21 protein-coding genes are annotated in these 21,753 nt (G+C 61.0%); 8 read left to right on the forward strand and 13 right to left on the reverse strand.

Translation table 11 applies throughout. The annotated features are described in order from the left end of the window. Positions 1 to 86: 86 nt before the first annotated feature. The 3 genes from CEC48_RS13895 to CEC48_RS13905 form a co-directional block, all read right to left on the reverse strand. Positions 87 to 770, reverse strand: a complete 684-nt coding sequence (locus CEC48_RS13895) for an anti-sigma factor domain-containing protein (RefSeq protein ID WP_088424281.1) — start codon at positions 768 to 770, stop codon at positions 87 to 89. After that, positions 767 to 1,294, reverse strand: a complete 528-nt coding sequence (locus CEC48_RS13900; protein WP_088424282.1) for a sigma-70 family RNA polymerase sigma factor — start codon at positions 1,292 to 1,294, stop codon at positions 767 to 769. The genes CEC48_RS13895 and CEC48_RS13900 overlap by 4 nt, the downstream gene beginning before the upstream one ends. Before the next feature lie 70 nt (positions 1,295 to 1,364). After that, positions 1,365 to 1,886, reverse strand: a complete 522-nt coding sequence (locus CEC48_RS13905; protein ID WP_088424283.1) for a DUF3455 domain-containing protein — start codon at positions 1,884 to 1,886, stop codon at positions 1,365 to 1,367. A gap of 136 nt (positions 1,887 to 2,022) precedes the next feature. Between CEC48_RS13905 and CEC48_RS13910 the strand changes: the two genes are divergently transcribed. Both CEC48_RS13910 and CEC48_RS13915 read left to right on the forward strand, forming a co-directional pair. Further along, positions 2,023 to 2,802 carry a class I SAM-dependent methyltransferase gene (locus CEC48_RS13910; RefSeq protein ID WP_088424284.1) on the forward strand — a complete coding sequence of 260 codons (780 nt, stop codon included), beginning with the start codon at positions 2,023 to 2,025 and terminating at the stop codon, positions 2,800 to 2,802. Positions 2,803 to 2,884: 82 nt separating this feature from the next. After that, a complete protein-coding gene (locus CEC48_RS13915; protein WP_088424285.1) occupies positions 2,885 to 3,670 on the forward strand; it encodes a sulfite exporter TauE/SafE family protein in 786 nt (261 codons plus the stop codon). On the opposite strand, the gene CEC48_RS13920 is transcribed toward CEC48_RS13915, so the two are convergent. Next, positions 3,667 to 4,902 (reverse strand): acyl-CoA dehydrogenase family protein, encoded by a 1,236-nt coding sequence (locus tag CEC48_RS13920; RefSeq protein ID WP_088424286.1) that lies wholly within the window; start codon positions 4,900 to 4,902, stop codon positions 3,667 to 3,669. The genes CEC48_RS13915 and CEC48_RS13920 overlap by 4 nt on opposite strands. Positions 4,903 to 5,165: 263 nt before the next feature. Between CEC48_RS13920 and sfnG the strand changes: the two genes are divergently transcribed. Further along, entirely contained in the window at positions 5,166 to 6,257 is a 1,092-nt protein-coding gene (gene sfnG / locus CEC48_RS13925; protein WP_088424287.1) for a dimethylsulfone monooxygenase SfnG, read from the forward strand. Here sfnG and CEC48_RS13930 read toward each other — a convergent pair. Further along, positions 6,241 to 7,341: a GNAT family N-acetyltransferase/peptidase C39 family protein gene (locus tag CEC48_RS13930; protein ID WP_088424288.1), complete on the reverse strand. Its 1,101-nt coding sequence runs from the start codon at positions 7,339 to 7,341 to the stop codon at positions 6,241 to 6,243. The genes sfnG and CEC48_RS13930 overlap by 17 nt on opposite strands. 94 nt (positions 7,342 to 7,435) lie before the next feature. On the opposite strand from CEC48_RS13930, the gene CEC48_RS13935 reads away from it, so the two are divergent. Further along, entirely contained in the window at positions 7,436 to 9,022 is a 1,587-nt protein-coding gene (locus CEC48_RS13935; protein ID WP_088424289.1) for a RimK family protein, read from the forward strand. A 6-nt stretch (positions 9,023 to 9,028) separates the two neighbouring features. Beyond that, positions 9,029 to 9,970 carry a magnesium transporter CorA family protein gene (locus CEC48_RS13940; protein WP_088424290.1) on the forward strand — a complete coding sequence of 314 codons (942 nt, stop codon included), beginning with the start codon at positions 9,029 to 9,031 and terminating at the stop codon, positions 9,968 to 9,970. A 152-nt stretch (positions 9,971 to 10,122) separates the two neighbouring features. Here the strand turns inward: CEC48_RS13940 and map are convergent, their stop codons facing one another. Both map and CEC48_RS13950 read right to left on the reverse strand, forming a co-directional pair. After that, positions 10,123 to 10,884, reverse strand: a complete 762-nt coding sequence (map, locus tag CEC48_RS13945) for a type I methionyl aminopeptidase (RefSeq protein ID WP_088424291.1) — start codon at positions 10,882 to 10,884, stop codon at positions 10,123 to 10,125. Continuing rightward, the gene (locus tag CEC48_RS13950; protein ID WP_088424292.1) at positions 10,884 to 11,084 is read right to left on the reverse strand and encodes a ParD-like family protein; all 201 of its coding nucleotides are present in this window, start codon (positions 11,082 to 11,084) and stop codon (positions 10,884 to 10,886) included. Before CEC48_RS13950 ends, map begins: the two co-directional genes overlap by 1 nt. A gap of 258 nt (positions 11,085 to 11,342) precedes the next feature. Here CEC48_RS13950 and ilvA point away from each other — a divergent pair, with 258 nt between their 5' ends. Continuing rightward, positions 11,343 to 12,362, forward strand: a complete 1,020-nt coding sequence (gene ilvA, locus CEC48_RS13955) for a threonine ammonia-lyase, biosynthetic (RefSeq protein ID WP_088424293.1) — start codon at positions 11,343 to 11,345, stop codon at positions 12,360 to 12,362. 504 nt (positions 12,363 to 12,866) lie between these two features. Then, the gene (locus CEC48_RS13960; protein WP_003215295.1) at positions 12,867 to 13,142 is read left to right on the forward strand and encodes a DUF1652 domain-containing protein; all 276 of its coding nucleotides are present in this window, start codon (positions 12,867 to 12,869) and stop codon (positions 13,140 to 13,142) included. Here CEC48_RS13960 and CEC48_RS13965 read toward each other — a convergent pair. Both CEC48_RS13965 and CEC48_RS13970 read right to left on the reverse strand, forming a co-directional pair. After that, complete coding sequence (locus CEC48_RS13965; protein ID WP_088424294.1) at positions 13,139 to 13,537, reverse strand: hypothetical protein; 399 nt, start codon at positions 13,535 to 13,537, stop codon at positions 13,139 to 13,141. The two genes, CEC48_RS13960 and CEC48_RS13965, sit on opposite strands and share 4 nt — an antisense overlap. Before the next feature lie 156 nt (positions 13,538 to 13,693). Next, on the reverse strand, positions 13,694 to 13,951 hold the full coding sequence (locus CEC48_RS13970; protein ID WP_088424295.1) for a DUF2790 domain-containing protein: 258 nt from the start codon (positions 13,949 to 13,951) through the stop codon (positions 13,694 to 13,696). A 279-nt stretch (positions 13,952 to 14,230) separates the two neighbouring features. Between CEC48_RS13970 and aqpZ the strand changes: the two genes are divergently transcribed. Beyond that, the gene (gene aqpZ / locus CEC48_RS13975) at positions 14,231 to 14,935 is read left to right on the forward strand and encodes an aquaporin Z (protein WP_088424296.1); all 705 of its coding nucleotides are present in this window, start codon (positions 14,231 to 14,233) and stop codon (positions 14,933 to 14,935) included. On the opposite strand, the gene CEC48_RS13980 is transcribed toward aqpZ, so the two are convergent. The 4 genes from CEC48_RS13980 to CEC48_RS13995 form a co-directional block, all read right to left on the reverse strand. Continuing rightward, positions 14,925 to 17,528, reverse strand: coding sequence for an autotransporter outer membrane beta-barrel domain-containing protein (locus tag CEC48_RS13980; protein ID WP_088424297.1), 2,604 nt, complete (start codon positions 17,526 to 17,528; stop codon positions 14,925 to 14,927). The genes aqpZ and CEC48_RS13980 overlap by 11 nt on opposite strands. A gap of 156 nt (positions 17,529 to 17,684) precedes the next feature. Then, the gene (locus CEC48_RS13985) at positions 17,685 to 18,623 is read right to left on the reverse strand and encodes a carbohydrate kinase (protein WP_088424298.1); all 939 of its coding nucleotides are present in this window, start codon (positions 18,621 to 18,623) and stop codon (positions 17,685 to 17,687) included. Between the two features lie 12 nt (positions 18,624 to 18,635). Next, positions 18,636 to 20,117, reverse strand: a complete 1,482-nt coding sequence (gene xylB / locus CEC48_RS13990) for a xylulokinase (protein ID WP_088424299.1) — start codon at positions 20,115 to 20,117, stop codon at positions 18,636 to 18,638. A gap of 148 nt (positions 20,118 to 20,265) precedes the next feature. Continuing rightward, complete coding sequence (locus CEC48_RS13995) at positions 20,266 to 21,747, reverse strand: mannitol dehydrogenase family protein (protein WP_088424300.1); 1,482 nt, start codon at positions 21,745 to 21,747, stop codon at positions 20,266 to 20,268. Positions 21,748 to 21,753 lie beyond the last annotated feature (6 nt).

Here is a 21,753-nt window from a genome sequence, read left to right on the forward strand (position 1 = left end):
CCCGATTCTATAGCGCAATGGGGACGCTATAGCCCCGAGATGTAATGCAAGTGCGCGAACTGGTCTTCCACAACATTGCATTACGTTCAGATTACTTTAACGGCCCGGCCGATTGCCTGAATCGGACCTGTCGGCTTGCCGGTTTTCGACCCGCCGGGGTTTTCCAGGGTCAGCTCAAACAGCTGGTTGGGTGCCAGCGGCGGGAGTTTGTCCAGGGGCACCGACAACGATTGCCCAGGCGTTACCAAACCCAGCGACACCGGGCCTTGCCAGTCTTCGCCCTTGGTCCAGAACTGCAAGGTCTTGTCCGCCGGTACTTCCATGATACCCAGCGGTATCAGCTGGATTTCCTGATGATTACTCGCCTGAATCACCCAGCCGGGTGCCTGGTTTTGCGGGGCGACCAGCACCACCACATAAGCGGTCGGGTTGACGGTAGCCGTATGGGTCAGCAACAGCGTCGCCAAGACAAGGCTCGCCGCAATGCCGGCACCGGCCAGCCCGCGCCACAAGGCCAGCCTGTTCCACCACGAGACCGGCGAGTCCTGGGTGGCTGAATGCCCCAGGCTGCGCTCGATGCGTTGCCATAAATATACCGATGCCGTCGCGGGCTCGGCCTGTTCGGTCAATGGCAGCAGGCGTTGTTCCCAGGCGTCAACCGCCGCGCGCAATTGGGCATCGGTTGCCAGGCGCTGCTCCACCTCGGCACGCTGCTCGGCGGGCAAGGTACCCAGCACGTATTCGCTGGCCAATTCGTCGATGCTGTTCATGCCATGCACTCACGCAATGCCGCGAGGCTGCGTTTGATCCACGCTTTCACGGTGCCCAACGGGGCGCCGAGTTTGTGCGCGATTTCGCTGTGGGAATAACCGTCTACATAAGCATGCAGGATGCAGTTGCGCCGGGCCGGGTCCAGTTGTTCGAGGCAGCTGTAGATTCGCCCCGAGCGCGCCTGATAGTCGAAGGTGTCGGTGTGTTCTGCGCTTTCATGCTCTTCGCTGAGGGGCACTTCGCGGCCACTGCTGCGCATGGCATTGAGCGCCAGGTGCCGGGTCACGCTGTACACCCAGCCGCGGGCCGAGCCTTTGTGCGGGTCAAAGCTGGCGGCGCCATTCCAGATCTTGATAAAGGCGTCATGCACGATGTCTTCGGCCACGGCCTTGTCGCGCATGATGCGCAGGGCGACGCCCAGCAGCCGGCTGCTTTCCTGTTGATACAGCCGGCGCAGGGCCAATTGTTCGCCACGAGCGCAGGCCAGCAGGCAGGCTTCATAGTCAAAAACGGCTTCAGGCAAGGACAAGGTTCCAGGTGGATGCCCCGGCGGTGAGCCCGGGGCGCTTTCGCAGCAGCGTAGACGACTTTGGTTAATTGGCCGCCCAGAAGATGTAGTCGGCCTGGTACTTCACCACTTCCTGCTTGCCCTTGTTGGCCGCCGTGCATTCGGTGCTCGGCGCTACGCCACCCTTTAGGGCAACCCGTTGAATGTACGCAACGCCACTCATCGCGCCCTTGCCTTCGGCGGGGTTGGCCTTGACCAGTTGATAGGGCAGGTTGCCGGCACTGGACGGCGCCACCGCCAACTGGGTGCCGGTGACTTTCGAGCCGTCCTTGGCCTGCCAGGTGGCCGGTGGGCCGAAGTAGCTGCCGACCTGCTGGCCGCTGCGGTCATTGAGCACCGCCTTGGGCCCGACGAAAAACCATTCGGTCTGGCCTACGGCGTTGGCTTTGTCCCGGCATTCGTAGGTGATTTCGCCGACTCCGGTGGTTTCCATCGCCACCTTGTGACCGTCCGGCACTTTGATGCTGTCGGGTAAACCGGTCTGGGCAAAGGCGGTCGGTGCAGCAGCGAACAGGCAGGTCACGCAGAACAAGGCTTTGGCGTTCATCGGTGTCTCTCCATAGGAGCAGCGAGGCGCTGCTACCGGTACTACCCACGGCACGCGCAAACGGATGCAGCGATTAGAAAATAAATCGGCAAGGGCGCACACTGTGGCCCCCGCACTACCAGAGGAGAGATTGGCGATGACCGGTGTTCACAAGTCTGCTCAACAGGGTTTCTCTACGCAGGCCGCCACTTATGCCCAGGGCCGACCGGACTATCCACGACAACTCACGGGCTGGCTGACGGACGCGCTGCAGATCGATGCACATTCCACGGTCATCGACCTGGGCGCCGGCACCGGCAAGTTCACCCGGTTGCTCAATACCGTGGCGCCGACGCTGATTGCGGTCGAACCGGTGGAGGCGATGGGCGCGCAGTTGAAAAAACTGCTGCCCAATGTACGTCTGCTGTCGGGCACCGCCGAAGCCATCCCTCTTGAAGCAGCCACCGCTGATGCGCTGGTGTGTGCCCAGGCGTTCCACTGGTTCTCCACGGAAGCGGCCCTGGCGGAAATTCACCGGGTGCTCAAGCCGGACGGGCGTCTGGGGTTGATCTGGAACGTGCGGGACGAATCGGTGGACTGGGTCGCGGCAATCACCGAAATCATCACCCCCTACGAGGGCGACACCCCGCGTTTTCACACCGGGCGTTGGCGCGAGGCGTTCACCGGCGAGTATTTTTCCGCCCCCGAAATGACCTGCTTCCCCTACAGCCATGTGGGCAGCCCTCAGGAAGTGATCATGGATCGCTTCCTCTCCGTGAGCTTTATCGCTTCGCTGGCAGCGCCGCAAAAGGCGCGGGTCACCGAGCAATTGCACACCCTGATCGACACCCATCCGGCCCTGCGTGGGCGTGACACGGTGGCCTTCCCGTATCAGACCCAGGCCTACCGCAGTCAGCGACTGACGAAAAAAGCATAAAGTCAGATCGTATTGATATAAGTCGTTATAAGAAAAATCGCTATGCTGCGGCCAGAAATTTATAAGGCCGCAGGTAGTTGTAATGGATGTGGGTAATTTTGGTTTCGTGGTTGCTGGCCTGATCGTTGGATTTATCGTTGGCATGACCGGTGTAGGCGGGGGCTCGTTGATGACGCCGATCCTGCTGTGGTTCGGTATCAACCCGGCGACTGCCGTGGGTACCGACCTGTTGTATGCGGCCATCACCAAGTCGGGTGGCGTGCTGGTTCACAGCAAGAATCGCAATATCGACTGGACCATTACCGGCTGGTTGACCCTGGGCAGCGTGCCGGCGGTGTTGCTGACCTTGTGGTTCCTCAAGAGCCTGGACACTGACCCCACCGCCATGAACGCGGTGATCAAGCAGGCGCTTGGCGTGGTGCTGTTGCTGACGGCCACCGCCATTCTGTTCAAGAGCAAGCTGTTGGCCTTCGCCCAGCGTCATGCGGGCGACGACTACCATATGAAACCGCGCAACCTGAATGCGCTGACCATCCTCACCGGCGCGGTCCTCGGCACCATGGTTGCCCTGACCTCCATCGGTGCCGGCGCCCTGGGCACCGTGGCGCTGTTTATCCTGTACCCGTTCCTGGCCACCAAGCGCCTGGTGGGCACGGAAATCGCCCACGCCGTACCGCTGACCCTGGTCGCAGGCCTGGGGCACGCGAGCATGGGCAACATGGACTGGCACCTGCTGGGCTTCCTGTTGATGGGCTCGCTGCCGGGGATTTATGTCGGCAGCCACATGGCCGGTAAAGTCCCGGACGGGATATTGCGCCCGTGCCTGGCGTTCATGCTGGTGATGATCGGCTACAAGTTGGCGTTTTAACGCGCCGGCCCGTTACCGATCTGCCACACAAACGGCGGCTCGGTGCCATTGATCACCCGGTCGCCGACAATCCTTGCCTTGTAGATCACCGGGTTGTGGGACGACACCGTGCGCGCGTTGCGCCAGTGCCGATCGAGGGATTTACCCTGGCGCACATCGGATGCGCCCAGCGCGTTGAACAGTTCAGTGGTGGCGCGCTGGATCAGTTCCGAGACCACCACCTGCGCCGTGGCTGATTCGATTTCGGCGGCCACATTGGCTTCGCGCTCCACCGCATCATCCCCACCGAACCTCGCCACGTAAGCCCGTTGCGCGGGAATGGTTGCCTTCAACGCACTGGCTTCGGCGGCATACACCAGCGCCGCGACTTCGCCCACCACCTGTTGAATCTGCGAATCCTGGCTCACATGGGCCGCATTGCCGTGGCTGTAGATTCGCTTGCGGCTGCGCACCTGGTGCGCCACATCCCTGACGGCCGCGCGGCCGATACCGGCCAGGGTGGCGAGCAGCACCAACTGGTAAAACGCAGTCTGGTATTTGAAGCGGGTGGCAAAGTCGATGACGTTTTCGGCTTCCACCACGGCATCGGTAAAACGCGAGGTGCCGCTGCCGGTGGTGCGTTGGCCAAAGCCGTCCCAGTCATCGCTTTGCACCACGCCGGGCTGGCGGGTGCGGGTGGCGGCAATCACGTCGCCGCCGGTGTCGCTGCGTTGGGCGTAGACGTCGATCCAGTCGGAAAACAGGCTGCCGGTGCTGTAGAACTTCTCACCGTTGAGCTTCCATTTGTCGCCGTCGGGGCTGACTTTGGTCACCACATCGCCGATGGCCACGCTGCCGATTTCGGTCCAGGCGCAGCCGACGATATCGCCGTCGACAAAGCGCTTGAACCAGATGTCCCGCGCCGCGCCCGGTGCGGCATTCAGGCGGTCTTCGGCAAACGCGAAGTGCCCGCGCAGGGCCTGGGGCACGTTGGAGTCGGCTTCGGCCAGCTCGATCAGCAGTTCAAACAGTTGGGGCAGGGAGGCGCCACCGCCACCGTATTCCACCGGCACCCGCACGGCGCCGAAGCCGGCTTGCTTGAGCCACTGAATGGGCTCGTTCGGCAGGGCGCGGGTTTGTTCACGCTCTACGGCACCCTCGGCGATGCGCTGGAAAATCGGCCGGAAGCGTTCGGCCAAGGCTTGATAATCGACGCCGGTGGACAGTGGATTGATCACGTGGTGTTCGGTCATGGGGACGGCTCCTGGGCAGTTGGATACTGGAGCCATTGCACAGTCCATGCCGGGTGTAAAAGCGCGTGTTTACGGGCGTGAAGCGGATTCAACTGTTGCTCCTGCAACAGTGAAACGACAAACAGCTGCAATCCATAACACCTCTGTGCAGCGTGTCCATCGCCCATTTCACCGCTCAAAGCCTTGTGACGCGGGCGTCTCACTGCCACTGGCACACTTGCTGCTCCATAACCTGTACATCCCAAAGTGCGAGGTACAGTTCAATGAGTCAGCAAGCCGTCAAATTTGCCTACTGGGTGCCCAACGTCAGCGGTGGGCTGGTGGTCAGCAAGATCGAACAGCGCACCCACTGGGGCATCGACTACAACCGCAAGCTGGCGCAGTTGGCGGAGGAAGCGGGTTTTGAATACGCCCTCACGCAGATTCGTTTCACCGCCGGCTATGGCGCCGAATACCAGCATGAGTCCGTCGCGTTCAGCCATGCGCTGCTGGCGGCCACCACCACGCTCAAGGTAATTGCGGCGATCCTGCCTGGCCCTTGGCAACCGGCCCTGGCGGCCAAGCAACTGGCGACCATCGACCAACTCACCAATGGCCGCGTGGCGGTCAATATCGTCAGCGGCTGGTTCAAGGGCGAGTTCCAGGCCATCGGCGAACACTGGCTGGAGCACGACGAACGTTATCGGCGTTCCGAAGAATTCATCCGTGCCCTGAAAGGCATCTGGACCCAGGACAATTTCACCTTCAAGGGTGATTTCTACCGCTTCAACAACTACAGCCTCAAACCCAAACCACTGGGCGAGCCACACCCGGAAATCTTCCAGGGCGGCAGTTCGCGGGCGGCGCGGGACATGGCGGCGCGCGTGTCGGACTGGTACTTCACCAACGGCAATACCCCGGAAGGCATCAAGGCCCAGGTCGACGACATTCGTGCCAAGGCGGCGGCCAACAATCACTCGGTAAAAGTCGGCGTCAACGCGTTTGTGATCGCCCGCGACACCGAGGAAGAAGCCCGCGCCGTGCTCGCGCAAATCATCGACCAGGCCGACCCGGAAGCCGTCAATGCGTTTGGCGACGCAGCGAAACAGGCGGGCAAGGCATCACCGGAAGGCGAGGGCAACTGGGCCAAGTCGACCTTTGAGGATTTGGTGCAATACAACGACGGCTTCAAGACCAACCTGATTGGCACCCCGCAGCAGATCGCCGAGCGCATCGTCGCCTTGAAGGCGGTAGGCGTGGACCTGGTGCTGGCCGGCTTCCTGCACTTCCAGGAAGAAGTCGAGTACTTCGGCCAGCGCGTGCTGCCGCTGGTGCGTGAGTTGGAGGCCAAGGCCGGGATCAAGCAGGTCGCCTGAATACCACCACCGCCGCGCGCAATTTGTTGTTGCCGAACCGGCACATTCGCTCGAACTCCCCGTGGCTGACTGGCAGGTGCTGGCAGTCCATGGGTTGGCGATGCTGGCTGTGGTCCACATCCGGGTCATGCAGGTACACAAAATCTTCGTCGCAGTCGGTGACGATCACCCAATGGGGCGACTTGGAGCGGGTCAGCCGGTAGCTGCTGATCAACACCAGCGGCTGCCCGCCGTCGCGCAGTACCTGGGGTAAATCCAGCGGGCCGCCGAGTACTTGCTCAACGTCGCTCAATGCCAGCTCTTCCTCAAAGGCGTCATGCACCAGGCGCATGACGTCTTTTTTATGCTCATCACGCACCCCATCAAGAAACAACGGCCCGCGCACATTCACCTGCATGCGCACCCGAAAGCCCCGGCGCCAGGCGGCCAATGCCAGGCCTTGCGGGCTGCAACCGCCATGGCCTGCGGTCATGAACACGGTGGTTGCCTCGCGCCAGATCTGCAGCTCTTCGCGGCGCTGGGCGACCCGCGCAGGTTCCAGGGCGCCCATGGCCATCAGCAGGCTGGCGGCGCCGCAGGTGAAGTCGGTGGTCTGCTGGTAATAGGGCACGCTCAGGGCGCGCACATCCTGGTGTTGGAGGATGCGCTTCTCCAGGCGCAGGGCGGCGGCGTGGTCTTCGTAATAGTCGTTGATCAGGGCAAAGCGCCGGTAGCCGTTGCGCTCGTACAGGGCGATGGCGCCGGGGTTATCGGTGCGCACTTCCAGGCGCAGGTACGCGCAGTCATGTTCCACGGCGCAGGCTTCGATGCGCGTCAGCAGTTGCTTGCCCAAACCCAGGCCCCGGGAGGACTCGGCGATAGCGATCGAATACAGGCGCGCCAAGGAGGTGCCACGGTGGAACAGCACCAGGGCGTAGCCGAGCAAATCGCCGTGTTTTTCCGCTACCAGCAGTTGCCCGTGGGCGCGGCTGACCATCCACTGGAAGCTGCGGGTGGAGAGCCGGTCCGTGGTGAAACAGTGCTGTTCCAATGCCACCAATTGGGGCACGTCTTCGGGTGTCGCAACGCGAAAGGAAAGAGCCATGTGACCGCCGTAAAAGTTGCGTAACGAAACGGGACTTCTCTAAAAGATCGTGCTTAATAGAAAAGGTCTAGTTCTCTAAAGCGGATCAATCAATATGTCAGCGGTACAAGGTCATTGGCGTGAAGTATCCGAGCAAACAGTGGCGGCGACAATAACTTCCAACGGTTATTTTTCCAGCCCTCCGAAGAGTGCAAGCCAAGTCGTGATCATTGTCGAACGCAAAGAAGACTGGGCGTCGTACTTCCCCAGCGAAGACATCGTCACCGCCCAGGAATACCTTGAGCAAACCCGGGAAAACGAGACGGGCAAGCGCGTGCAGGTGATCAACCTGTGCCGCAGCTACAAGTACCTGGGCCACGGCTACTACTGCTCGCTGCTGGCCGAGGCGCGAGGCCACAAGGTAATTCCGTCGGTGCGCACCATCAGCGAATTGACCAAGAAGTCCCTGTATGGCCTGGCCCTGGATGACCTGGATAAAACCCTTGATAAAGCCTTGAGTCATCATCTCTACAGCAACACCGAAGGCTTTACCCTGACACTTTACTTTGGCCGAACCAATATTGAACCCTTGCAGGATTTGGCCCGGCAGTTGTTTGAAGCGTTTCCCTGTCCGATCCTGTTAGTTGAGTTTCGCAAGAATAACGGCTGGCACATCGAAGGCATCAAGTCTGGCGTGTTGCACAAGTTGCGCGATGACCAGGAAGATCAATTCGCCAATGCGCTGGACAACTTCAGCCGCAAGATCTGGCGTCAACCGCGGTCCCGACGTTTGGCCCGGTATGACCTGGCGATCCTGCACGACCCGCAGGAACAATTGCCGCCTTCCAACGCCCGCGCTCTGGACAACTTCGTACGGGTCGGCAAGGGCCTGGGTATCGATGTCGAGCTGATCGAACGCAAGGACTACGCCCGCCTGGCCGAATACGACGCCTTGCTGATCCGCGAGACCACCAGCGTCGACAACCACACCTACCGCTTCGCCAAAAAGGCCGAGAGTGAAGGGCTGGTAGTGATGGACGACCCGGCGTCGATCCTGCGCTGCACCAACAAGGTCTACCTGACGGACCTGCTCAAAAGCCATCAACTGGGCATGCCCGCGACCGAAATTCTGTACAAGGAGCGACCCGAAGATTTCGAACGGGTGGGCGAGCGCCTGGGCTTCCCGCTGGTGCTGAAGATCCCCGACGGGTGTTTCTCCCGTGGCGTGATCAAGGTCGAAAGCCAGCAAGCGCTGCTGACCGCCACCGCTGAGTTGTTCGAGCATTCTGTGTTGCTGCTGGCCCAGGAATTTTTCTACACCGAGTACGACTGGCGCATTGGCGTGCTCAACCGCAAACCGATCTTTGCCTGCCAGTACTTCATGTCCAAGGGCCATTGGCAGATCTACAACCACAAGGCGATCGGCCAGGACATCAACGGCGAATGCCGCACCCTGGCGGTCCATGAGGCCCCCAAGGCGGTGGTGGAACTGGCGGTAAAAACCGCCAACCTGATCGGCGACGGCCTGTACGGCGTGGACCTCAAGCAATCCGGCGACAAGGTGGTGGTGATCGAGGTCAACGACAACCCCAACATGGACGCCGGCATCGAAGACGCCTACCTGCAAGACGATTTGTATTCCCTGGTACTGGAGGAGTTCGTACGACGCCTGGAGTTGAAGCGTCAAGGCCAGGTGTGGTGACGCGCGATGATCCAGCGCTTTGAATTAGCCGATGGCAAGTTGTACAACAGCCTGGGGGATGACGGGAATGTGCTGCTCTTCAGCAATCCGGACGCCCACGAGCGCAAGTACCTGCGCGATTGCTACAAGCTCGATGAGCATGCCCTGGCCTCGGCGCTGGACCCGGACGAAGTGTCGCGCATCGAGTTTCACCCGGATAACCTGTTTTTGATCTGGAAGCGCCCGGAGAACTATTCCGGCGGCGGCAACCTGGTGTTTGAAGTGGCGTCCTGCGGCTTGTTGTTTTCCGGGGATCAGTTGCTGGTGATCGCCACCGACGACAGCCAGCTTTCCGGGCTGGGTGCGCGCCGGCCGTTACGCACGCCACTGGATGTGTTGCTGGACCTGCTGCTTAACAACATCCACCACTACCTGGGCCACCTCAAGGTGATCAAGATGGTCGCCCGGGAGTTGCAGCAGCAGTTCAACGCCTCGATGAGTAACCGCCACCTGATGCAGATGTTCAGCCTCAGCGAAAGCCTGATCTATTACATCAACGCCCTGCACAGCAACGGCGCGGTGCTGACGCGCCTGCGTAACCATGGGGAAAAGGAACATTTCAGCGCTGAAACACTGGGCCTGATCGATGACCTGATCATCGAGAACAACCAGTGCTACAAGCAGGCGGAGATTTACTCCAACGTGTTCTCCGGGCTGATCGATGCCCGGGGCAACCTGATGAACAACAGCATGAACAACCTGCTGCGCAAGCTGACGTTGATCAACGTGGTGTTCTTGCCGTTGAACCTGATTGCCAGTGTGGGCGGGATGTCGGAGTTCAGCATGATGACGGCGGGCACGCCGTGGTGGGTTTCGTATCCGTTGTTTATGGCGGCGATGGGGCTGGGGGCGGGGTTGATGGTGTTGGGGTTGAAGCGGATTGCGGGGAATGGCGATAAGGCGGTGTGACTACATTCGGGAAGTTATTTGTGGCGAGGGGGCTTGTTGTGGCGAGGGAGCTTGCTGTGGCGAGGGAGCTTGCTCCCGCTGGAGTGCGCAGCGCTCCTGTTTTTTTGGGGGCGGCTGCGCAGCCCAGCGGGAGCAAGCTCCCTCGCCACAGGTCATTCGCCGGCGCTGTGTTGCAACGTCAACACCTCAAACCCGTCCCGCGTCACCGCCACGGTATGTTCCCACTGCGCCGACAGACTGTTATCCCGCGTTACCACCGTCCAGCCATCCTTCAAGCTGCGCACCTTGGCGCTGCCCTGGTTGAGCATTGGCTCAATGGTAAACACCATGCCTTCGCGCAACTCCAGGCCGGTGCCGGGGCGGCCGAAGTGCAGGATCTGCGGGTCTTCGTGCATCTCGCGGCCGATGCCGTGCCCGCAATATTCGCGCACCACGCTGTAGCCGTTGCTCTGGGCGTGGCTCTGGATGGCGTAGCCGATGTCCCCCAGGCGCGCGCCGGGCTTGACCTGGCGGATGCCGGCCCACATGGCTTCAAAGGTCATTTCCACCAGGCGCCGGGCTTTGGGCGCGACGTTGCCAATCATGTACATCTTGCTGGAGTCGGCGATAAAGCCGCCTTTTTCCAGGGTGATGTCGATGTTGACGATGTCGCCGTCCTTGAGCACGGCCTTGGCGTCGGGCATGCCGTGGCACACCACCTCGTTGATCGAGGTGTTGATGCAGAAGGGGTAGTCGTACTGGCCCAGGCTCGCGGGCCGCGATTGCAGGTCATTGCGGATATAGGCTTCGACGGCGCTGTCGATCTCCAGGGTCGACTGGCCGGCCGCGACAAAGCCATCGAGCATGGTAAACACCTGGGCCAACAGGCGGCCCGCTTCGCGCATCACGACGAGTTGTTCGGCGGTCTTGATCATTAGCTGCGCCCCCGGATCAGGTCGGGCTTGTCCAGCAACAGCTTGTTGATCAGGTCGTTATAGGCCAGGTGCGGATTGAGTTCGGCGAGCAGGCCGATCTTGATCCAGAACTCGGCCTGGGCGTTGATGGAACGGTCCATGGTGGCGCTGGCCAGACGGAGTTGTTCGTGCAATTGGTCGGTGATCTTGACGATGCCCATGAGCTTCACTGTGCTGGGTTGATATACAAAGCGTATACGTTTCGTATGCTTGGAGTAAAGCCTGGCGTTTCGCGATTGACTTGCCCGGCAGCGGCGGTTAATTTTGATTCATGACATTTCAAACCTTTCGTTGCCAGCCAAGCATTATTACCGCCATTCCTCATTTGGCGGGATAGCGCTCGGCTGCACCCAAACCCGCCCTAGAGGCGGGTTTTGTTTTTCCGTCGCCAGGGCCCCGTAAACCCCCAGGAGACACCCATGAGCACCCGCCCGGCGAGCCAGACCCAAGATTCGGGATTGCTTGAACACTACGTGAAGAAGATCCTCGCCGCCCCGGTCTACGACCTGGCGGTGCGTACGCCGTTGCAGGCGGCGCCGGCGCTTTCGGCGTTGCTGGGCAATCAGGTCCTGCTCAAGCGTGAAGACCTGCAACCGACCTTTTCCTTCAAGATTCGCGGCGCCTACAACAAGTTGGTGCAACTCACCGACGCGCAAAAGGCCCGGGGCGTGATCACCGCGTCGGCCGGTAATCATGCCCAGGGCGTGGCATTGGCGGCGCGGGAATTGGGGATCAAGGCGACGATCGTCATGCCGTGCAGCACCCCCGAACTGAAGGTGCTCGGGGTGCGCTCCCGAGGCGGCGAGGCGGTGTTGCACGGGGCGAGCTTTCCGTTTGCCCTGGCCCATGCGTTGCAGTTGGCCGAGGCCACGGGCAGCACGTTTGTTTCGCCGTTCGACGACCCGGATGTGATTGCCGGGCAGGGCACGGTGGCCATGGAGGTGTTACGCCAGCAACAAGGCCCGCTGGATGCGATCTTTGTACCGGTGGGCGGCGGCGGGTTGATCTCGGGTATCGCGGCCTATGTCAAATACCTGCGCCCTGAAGTGCGCATCATCGGCGTCGAGCCCGAAGGCTCCAGTTGCCTGTTGGCAGCCATGCGCGCAGGTAATCGGCTGGTGCTGCCGAGTGTCGACAGCTTTGCCGATGGCACCGCCGTCGCGCAGATCGGCGCCTATGGCTTTGAAATCTGTCGGCACCACGTGGATGAGGTGATCACCGTCAGCAATGACGAACTGTGCAGCGCCATCAAGCTGATCTACGACGATACGCGGTCGATCACCGAGCCTTCAGGTGCACTGGCGGTAGCCGGCATCTGCAAGCATGTCGCGATGACCGGTATCGCGGGGCAAACATGGGTGGCGATCAACTCGGGGGCCAATATTAACTTCGATAGTTTGCGACATGTTGCAGAGCGAGTGGCGGCTCAGGCAGGTTAAACGTTTAATCTAACGAATGTTTAATTTGGTCAGGGACACTCGTTTGGATAGCTTTTTTTTAATATGTAAAAAGTGCCATTCACGCACTTATAACGGTCAGTCTTTCAAATTGCATGATGCCAAACGGGGCTTGTTGCAGGATGCATGAGCCGGCGCAATGTTTTTTGTCCGAATACGCCGATTTGTCTGGGGCGCACCGGGCCGCGCCCGGCGGCATGTTTAATGCTTTATAAGATCTTGTTACAACTCTGAATGAGTCATAAATACAGCCACTGCCCCCTCGAACGGATGGGTTAATGGCGGTCTGCCACGTAACTTATATAAGTAGCGTTGCTGCTTATGAGGAAAGGATCCAACGCATCTCGAACGAGCCTAGTAGGCTGGGTGAGTAAAGTCGTCTTCCAGGGTTGGTAAGGCGCAAACGGCGAACGTTTAACCACGGCCGCCAGCAGTACGAATAGTCATAACAATCGATTGGCAATCTCATAAAAGGAGAGGTCGGCCATGCTTTCGGATCTGGAACTACGCGGCATTATTGAAGGAAGTTTCCTGCCTAAGCGCTGTGAAGTCACCAAGGCGTCAGACGCCTCGCTGACGGTCAAGGTTTATCACGAGATCGACCATGACCGGGTCGACCTGGTGGTTACCGGCATTTGCGCCAACAAGCTCGACAGCAGTCGGGCGATCTGCAACTTGATTACCGAGTTGCGCGAAGACCTCAAGCACACCCATACCCAAGCCCCGGCACTCAAGAGAGCCGGAGCACGTCCCTTCTATTAAACGGACGGCTGAGCTTCAGTCAGTGAAGACTTGCGGGCCTGGATAAACGCCAGGCCCAACGCCGTTTCCGTGATCACCGCCAGCAAAATCCCCGGGCCCGAGTGGCCGCTGATCCATTCGCTGATACCCAATATCGCCAGTACAAAACAGCCGGTCACAAAGCCTGTGGTCATGGCGTGTCGTGTGGCATCAGGTGGGGAATGGCGGGCGCGATAAAACATGATGCCGATGGCCAGGAACAGCGCGGCGTTGCGGCGAGCGACCAGGCCAGTGGCGCTGGAGTATTCGACACTCCACACCCACAGGAGCAGGTCGGGGCGCAACCCCCAAATCAGCGCAAGGGCAAAGCACAGCAGGGCGGTGAAGGTCGCGAGGGGACGGAAGTGCAATTTCATGGCGAATCCTTTCAGCCTTAACGAGTGCGCAAGGATACCTTTGTAGGCGCGAGCTTGCTCGCGAAGAACGCAAAGGCACCGCGTTTATTCAGGATGCCAGCGTCATCGTTGATGACCTTCGCGAGCAAGCTTGCTCCTACAACAAAGTGCATTGGGTCAATTCTGGAAGTCACACGCCTCGGACAGTTTGTGATAACTCACGTCTTCGACTTTCCCGGCCTTGTCCACGAACTTCATGTCGGCCTTGATGACCTTGCATTCATTGGTCGGCGTTTCGTTCATCGCAAGCACCTTGGCCACATTCAGTGGCATGCCGTAGTGATAGGGCACCACCGGCGTGGTGTCAGCCTGCGCCATCCCCGTTACAGCCGTCAGGGCAAGTGCAGCACCGAGCATTAACGTACGCAGTTTCATGGTGTTTCTCCGCAAGTCGTTCGCAGGCTCAACAAAGTGATGAGCCGCGGCCGCCCTGGGCAACGGCGAAGGCCGTGCGAGTGCGGTCGATCAAACTCTCGTCCCGGGGGATTAACCATGGATTAAGTGCGCCTTTACTGACAAAAGCTTCATCTTCAGCGCCGTCGTTATCTCGCCGCCATTAACCGGAAAAGTCTGATACGAGCCGGTTAACCCCTCTTGCTACCGTCGCCGCCGGGTCCATCAATCGGATGGCGTTTGCACTAGGTGGAGTTGAGTTTGCAAAAGAAAATCGCAGCAGAGTTTCTGGGAACGTTCTGGCTGACTTTCGGCGGCTGTGGCAGCGCGATACTGGCGGCGGCATTTCCGGAGTTGGGCATCGGCTTTGCCGGCGTCGCCCTGGCCTTTGGCTTGACGGTGCTGACCATGGCCTACGCGGTGGGCGGTATTTCCGGTGCGCACTTCAACCCGGCGGTGACCATTGGCCTGTGGGTGGGGCGCCGCGTACCGGGCGTTGATGTGGTGCCGTATATCATTGCCCAGGTGGCCGGCGCGATTGTCGCCGCCGCCGTGTTGGCGCTGATTGCCAGCGGCCGGCCGGGTTTTGAAATGGGTGCTTTCGCCGCCAATGGTTATGGCCCACTGAGCCCGGGGCAATACAGCCTGCTGGCTGCGTTGGTGGTTGAGGCGGTGGCGACGTTCTTTTTTGTGTTCATCATCATGCGCGTCACCGGCCCTGGCTCGGCTGCGGGGTTTGCGCCGATTGCGATTGGCCTGACGCTGACGTTGATCCACCTGGTGGCCATCCCTGTCACCAATACCTCGGTCAACCCGGCCCGTAGCACGGGGCCGGCGTTGTTTGCCGGGGGGGAGTACGTGATGCAACTGTGGTTGTTCTGGGTGGCGCCGATCGTCGGGGCTGCAGTGGGCGCCATCGTTGCCCGGGCAGTGACCTGCCCTAAAGCGTCCGCGCCTACCAACTGACCCGCACCCCGGCATTGCCACTGAAACCTTCAAAGGCATTGCTGTCCAGTTGGGTGTTGTAGTCCGCCGCCAGGTACACGCTGACGGTGGACGACAGCTTGGCGACAACCCCAACGCCCAGGTCGGCGGTGGATGACTTGTGATCGGTTTTAATCCGGTCGACATCCGCGTAGGTCACCGTGTCGCTGCCGCCGAACGTGCGCCATGCGTTGGCCCGCACATACGGCTCGATGGGCGTGTTCTGCACCAGGTAACGGCCCTTGAAACGAGCGCCCAGGCGGCCGGACCAGTAGTCCTGAGAGTCGAATGAGACCTTGGAGATGCCGTCGTTCTGGCTGTCCATGTCAATGTGTTGGTTGATCACCTGCACCTGGGGTTCCACCACCCAATTATCGGACACGTCTATGGGATAACCGGCCTCCGCTGACAACGCCAGTGCGTGGCCCTTGTTGTCGATTTTCACGTCACGCTCGGATTTGCTTTCGCCGTCGAAGCGCGTGCCCATGGCCACCAGGTCCACGTACCAGCCTTTGGGGTCAGTAAGGGTCCAGTAGGCGCCGAAGTTGTCGCCGTCGAGTTTCACCTGCCCGGAGCGTGTGTCCTCAAACCCCATGGCAAAGCCTTTGATGTCACCTTGCAGGCGGCTTTGGCCGATGAACAGGCCAAAGCGTTGAGTCTGCCCGCCGCTGGTCTCGGCGGCGTAGAGGTCGTGGCCCACCTGATAACCTTTGATGGAACCGTCGAAACTCGGCGACACCGTGCCCGACCAGCTCTTGTTGAAGTCGCTGCCATAGGCGCGGCCCCAACCTGCCGGCACGGAGCCGGTTTCACTCAGCAGGCTTTGTTCGCCCTGGCGGTCATGGAAGGTGCCCAGGGCTTGCAGCGTCATCAACTGCGCGGCCGGTACGACGACCGAGTACACCGGCACTTCCAGTCGATACAACGGAATCGGCTCGGCACCGGCGATGGCAGTTGGCAACACCGGGTTGCTCGCCGCCGACTCCGGCGAGTTTGCGGCCGCTACCTGGCTGGGCGGTGGAGCAGGGGCCTCGACCGGTGCGACGGGCTGTGAAGTGGGTGGCTCCACGGGCGGTTCATCCGGCGCCACTACCGGAGGCACCGGCGGGATCGGTGGTACCGGCACCACCACTGGCGGCGTCGGTGGAACAGGTGGAACCGCCGGCGGTTGCACGGCGACCACCGAGGAACGCAAATACCAGTTGTTTTCCGTGCCGGCGGTGACACCCCCCTTGAACAGCAGATACTCATAGGCCCCGGCAGACACCGAGCCTTTCAGGGCAAAGGCGTCCGTGCTACTGACGGCACCGTTGAGTGCCTGCACCACCTCTATCCCGTTATTTTGCGTGAACCCGCCCGCGCCGCCGAGGTTGCTTACGGATAGTTGGGTATGGCCGCTGATGGTCCCGTCGGAAACCACTAGCTTGTCGCTGGCGGAGCTGTCGTCACCCAGCACAGACTGCAGCCACAGCTGGCCATTGTTGCCGACGTAGTTGCCATACACCATGAGCGCATCGGAGGCGCTGTTGCTGCCGGTGGTCATGTCGATGGTGCCGGCGTTGTTGAGGGTCGCCAACTGGCCTGCGGTGTAGGGGCGGATGCTGCCCTGGATCACGCCCAGGGAGCTGCTGCCATCGATGTTGAACGTACCGGTGCTGCTGGCGCTGTCGCCGAGGAAAAAGTCCCCGGCCAGGTCGAAGTGCGAATTGTTATTGAGGTTGACCGTCTCCCACCCGATATAGCGCGCGGCGGTGCTGGAGGTGGTGTTGTCGAAGGTCAGTTGATCGGTACCCAGGCCGCCGTCAATCGAGGGCGCGCTGCTGAGCAGGGTTTCATTGAGGCCACTGAGCAGTGCGGTGTCATTGCCATCGCCCATCAGTACGGCGGACTTGATCTGGCCGCCATTGGTCCAGTTGAAGGTGTCATTGCCGACACTGGCGCGAATCTCGCCATCGATCACACCGCCACTGACGCTGATGCTGTCATCGCCACCACTGGTGCTGATATTGCCGCCGATAGTGCCGCCGGAGACGGTGATTCGGTCAATGCCAAAACCGGTCACCAGGTTGCCGAGGATCGCTCCACCGGACATGTCATAGAGGTTGTTGTCGAGCTTCATGTCGACCCGGCCGATGGTGCCACCGGTTTGCTGCGCCACGTCGCCGTCCTCGAACGCCCCGACGATGGTGCCGCCACTCATGAAGAAGGTGTCGCGGCCATCGCCCTGGGCGAGGGATTGAATCTGCCCGCCGCTCATCACGAAGTCGTCGATGCCGGCGCCTTGTTGGACCGCGCCGGTAATCAGGCCTGAGCGGATTTGCACCGCGTCCTGGCCGGCGCCAAAGGTTACGCCGCCATTGATGGTGCCAGTGCCACCTGCGGGCAAAATCAGGGTGTTGTTGCCCAGCAGGTCGGTGAGGCCCGTGTTGCTACCACTGTCACAGGTGTAGGTGTCGTTGCCCGGGCCCGGGGTGAGCACGCAAGCTGCCTGGGCGTGTTGGGAGGGCAGGTAATGCAGTGAGAGGATGCCGACAGCTAAAACGGCGCGTTTGCGAAAGGTCCGTTTATTGCCCATGGATCGGTCCTGCTTTTGTTATAAAAAACCGTACGTGCTTTTGGGTCTAGTACAGTTTTGTACACAATGCAGGGGTTTCGGACAGGTGACCGCAAGGCTGGAGGCCACGTACTACGCGGCCTCCATGCTGGCACATTGGTTTTTATGAGGTGTTCGTCAGTCCAGCTGATGACGATAAGGCAAGTCCGGACCCGTCTTGCTGCAGGTCAATGCAGCTGCACGAATGGCGAACACCAGCATGCTGCTGATCTGCTCGCGGGACAGCTGTTGCAGGCCCTCGACCGAGTCCAGTTGCTGCTCGGTCAGCCAGGTGATCAACGCGGCCTGGAACGTATCGCCGGCACCGACGGTATCTGCCATGACGACTTTGACCGCCGGCGCCGACCAGGTGCCGTGCTGACGGCTGAACACCGTCGCGCCATCGCCGCCACGGGTCAGGAACACCAGTTGGCAACGGTGCTGCAACCAGCCTTGCAGGACGCTTTCCGGCGTTTGGCCGGGGTACAGCAGGTGCAGGTCCTCATCGCTGACCTTGATCAGGTCGGCATGCTTGACCAGCTCGGCCACGCGGGCGCGCCACAGCTCGATGTTCGGCTCCGGGTTCAGGCGTACGTTGGGGTCCAGGCTGATCAGGCGCTTGCCGCTTTCCCGGCGGACCAGGGCCAGCAAGGTGTCGGCAATCGGCTGCACCACCAGTGAGAACGATCCGATGTGCACGCCACGCACGTCGTCGGCCAATGCTGGCAGGTGTTCAAGCTGCAACTGGCGGTCGGCGCAACCTTCACCGCGAAAGCTGTATTGCGGTGAGCCATTGGCACCCACGGCCACCATCGCCAGGGTGGTGGGTGCGGCGAATTCCAGCAGGAAATCCTCGCGCACGCCTTCATCCTTGAGCACCTGCAACAGGCGCCGGCCCAGATAGTCGTCGGAGATCCCGGCGAAAAAGCCCGCATCGATTCCCAGGCGACGCAAACCTACCGCGACGTTAAACGGCGAGCCACCGGCAATCGCCTTGTAATTGACCCTGGATGCCTTGCCGCTGGCATCGTCCTCGCTGAAAAAATCAAACAGCGCTTCGCCACATACCAAATACATATTCGTTCGCTCTTAAAGGGATGCCACGTGCTGTTGATAACGCTCATAAGCCTGCTGGTAGGCGCTGACGCTGCCGGCATCCGGCACAGTGCGGCTGCCCGCGTCGACGCTGACGCAACGCTGGCACAGCTGCGCCAGGCTCTCACCGGACTGGCACCACGCTGCCTGGATCGCCGCGCCCAGGGCAGCGGCTTCGCTTTGTTCGGTGCAGATCACTTCGGTGTTCATGATATCGGCAACCATCTGCCGCCACACCGGGCTTTTCGAGCCGCCGCCAATCAGCCGGATGCTCTGGCTTTGCAGGCCGGTCTGGCGCAACAGGTCCAGGCCGTAGCGCAGGCCAAAGGTGGTGCCTTCGACCACCGCGCGGCACAGGTTGGCGCGGGTCAGGTTGGTCATGGTCAAACCATGCAGGCTGCCGGTGGCGTTGGGCAGGGCGGGCACCCGTTCGCCGTTGAGGAACGGCAGCATGCTCACGCCGTCGGCGCCAATCGGCGCCTGATCCACCAGCGCGTTGAAGGCCGCAAGGTCAAGGTCGAACAGCTCGCGGATAACCCCGGTGGCGTTGGTCAGGTTCATGGTGCAGATCAACGGCAGCCAGCCGCCGCTGGAGGAGCAGAACGTCGCTACCGACGCCTGCGGGCTGACGTTGGCCTGATCGGCAAAGGCATACACGGTGCCGGATGAACCGAGGCTCATGGTGATCACGCCGGGGGCGATATTGCCGGTGCCGATGGCGCCCATCATGTTGTCGCCGCCGCCACTGGAAACCCGCGCATTCGGGTTGATGCCCAGGCGCTCGGCGATGGCCGGCAGGATGGTGCCCACTGGCTGATTGGCCTCGATCAACTCGGGCAGCGCGGCTTCCAGGCGCCCTTCGGGGTCGATGTGGCGCAACAGCGCCAGGTCCCATTCCCGAGTGCGTACGTTGAAATAACCGGTGCCTGAGGCATCGCCGTATTCAGCGCAGGCGCGCCCGGTGAGCCAGTAGTTGAGGTAGTCGTGGGGCAGCAGGATATGGGCGATGCGCGCGAAAATCTGCGGGTGCTGTTCGCGGGTCCACAGCAACTTGGACACGGTGTAACCCGGAGCGATGGCCACGCCGAGGCGTTCCAGGGAGCCGCTTTCGCCGCCGAGGTGCTGCAGCAGGCGATCGTTTTCCGGCGCGGTTTCGGTGTCGCACCACAGCTTGGCGGGGCGCAGCACCTGGCCTTGGTCATCGAGCAGTACCAGGCCGTGCTGCTGGCCGGAAACGCCGATGGCGAGGATGTCCTGGCCGTCCACGCCGGCCTGTTGCAAGGCGCGGTGGGTGGCTTCGGTAAAGGCGTCCAGCCACTCCTGGGTGTGCTGTTCGCGGCGCCCGTTGGCGCCGCTGATCAGCGTGTGGCTGGCAGCGCCCAGGCCCAGGACTTTGCCGCTGGTGGCGTCCAGCACGATGGCCTTGGTGCCCTGGGTGCCGCAGTCGATGCCGAGGTAGAGGTTTTGCTGGGTCATGGTAGGTCGCTCAGCATTTTTTGTGGAGGGAGAACTCGGTCAGTGTGGGAGCGGGCTTGCTCGCAAAAGCGGTGTATCAGTCACTTAATTACTGGCTGATCGACCGCTTTCGCGAGCAAGCCCGCTCCCACATTTTGATTGGGTTCCGTCAGTGGATATTGGCTAGCAGTTGTTCCAGAGTCTTGGTTACGCCGTGGTCGCGCAGGCTCTCGAAACACCGCTCAAACGCTGCCACAAACTCGGGTGAGTTGGGAATAGCCGTACCAAAAATCTCTTCCACGCCCAGTAGCCGTTTGCTGATTAACGCATCCTCAGTTACCAGCCCCTGGCAAAACTGCGCACGGGGGTCCGGAATCCGGAAGATCACGCCATTCTCATCCACGCCTTTCAGGTACAGGGCCCACGCCGCAACCACCAGCGCCGCACGCTCGGTCTCGCGCCCATCGGCAATCAGCCGGTTGATGGTCGGTACGGTGAACTTGGGGAATTTCGACGAGCCATCGGAGCATACGCGCTCCAACTGATCGGCAATCGCCTGGTTGGAGAAGCGGTCCACCAGGGTCTGCTTGTACTCGGTCAGGTCGATACCCGGTACCGGCGCCAGGTTTGGCGTGACGTCCAGGTCCATGTAGGCGCGCATATAGGCCACGAACAACGGGTCGTTCATGGTCTCGTGGACGAAGCGATAACCCTTCAGAAAACCCAGGTACGTCAGCGCCAGGTGGCTGCCGTTGAGCAAGCCGATCTTCATTTCTTCGTACGGCGTCACGTCATCGGTGAACTGCACGCCCACCGTCTCCCACGCCGGGCGACCATTGACGAATTTGTCTTCCAGCACCCACTGCACAAACGGCTCGCACACCACCGGCCAGGCGTCGTCGATGCCGTGCTCGTCGTGCAGTTGCAGGCGATGCGCGGTGCTGGTCATCGGCGTGATGCGGTCGACCATGGCATTCGGGAAGCTCACATTGGCCTTGATCCACTCCTGCAGGTCAGGGTTATGCAGTGCGGCGAAGGCCAGCAGGGCCTTGCGGGTCACGGCGCCGTTGTGAGGCAGGTTATCGCAGGACATCACAGTAAATGCCGCAACCCCGGCGGCACGGCGCTGGGTCAACGCGGCGCAGATAAAGCCGAATACGGTTTTCGGCGAGCCCGGGTTGGCCAGGTCATGCTGGATCTGCGGCAGGTTGGCCATGAACTCGCCGTTGCTGTCGTCGATGCAGTAGCCGCCTTCGGTGATGGTCAGCGAGACGATGCGAATCTGTGGGCTGGCCAGCTTGTCGATCAGCGCCTGGGCACCGTCTTCGGCCAGCAGCATGTCGCTGATGGAGCCGATAACGCGCACTTCGGTGTCGTTGGTATCACCCAGTTCATACAGGGTAAACAGGTAGTCCTGGCCGGCCAGGTCGTCCCGGGCCTTGCGGTCTTCACCGCGCAGGCCAACGCCGCAAATGCTCCAGTCCAGGCCCACGCCGGTGTTCATCAAGGCATCGGTGTAATACGCCTGGTGGGCGCGGTGGAATCCGCCGACGCCGATGTGCGCGATGCCCTGGCTGGTGTTGGCAACCGCATAGGTGGGCAGTTGCACTTCAGGGGCCAGTTGCGTGAGGTTTTGCTTGTTCAGTTTCATCAGGAA

Origin of the sequence: Pseudomonas sp. K2I15 (genome assembly GCF_002204795.1) — a bacterium.
GTDB lineage: Bacteria > Pseudomonadota > Gammaproteobacteria > Pseudomonadales > Pseudomonadaceae > Aquipseudomonas.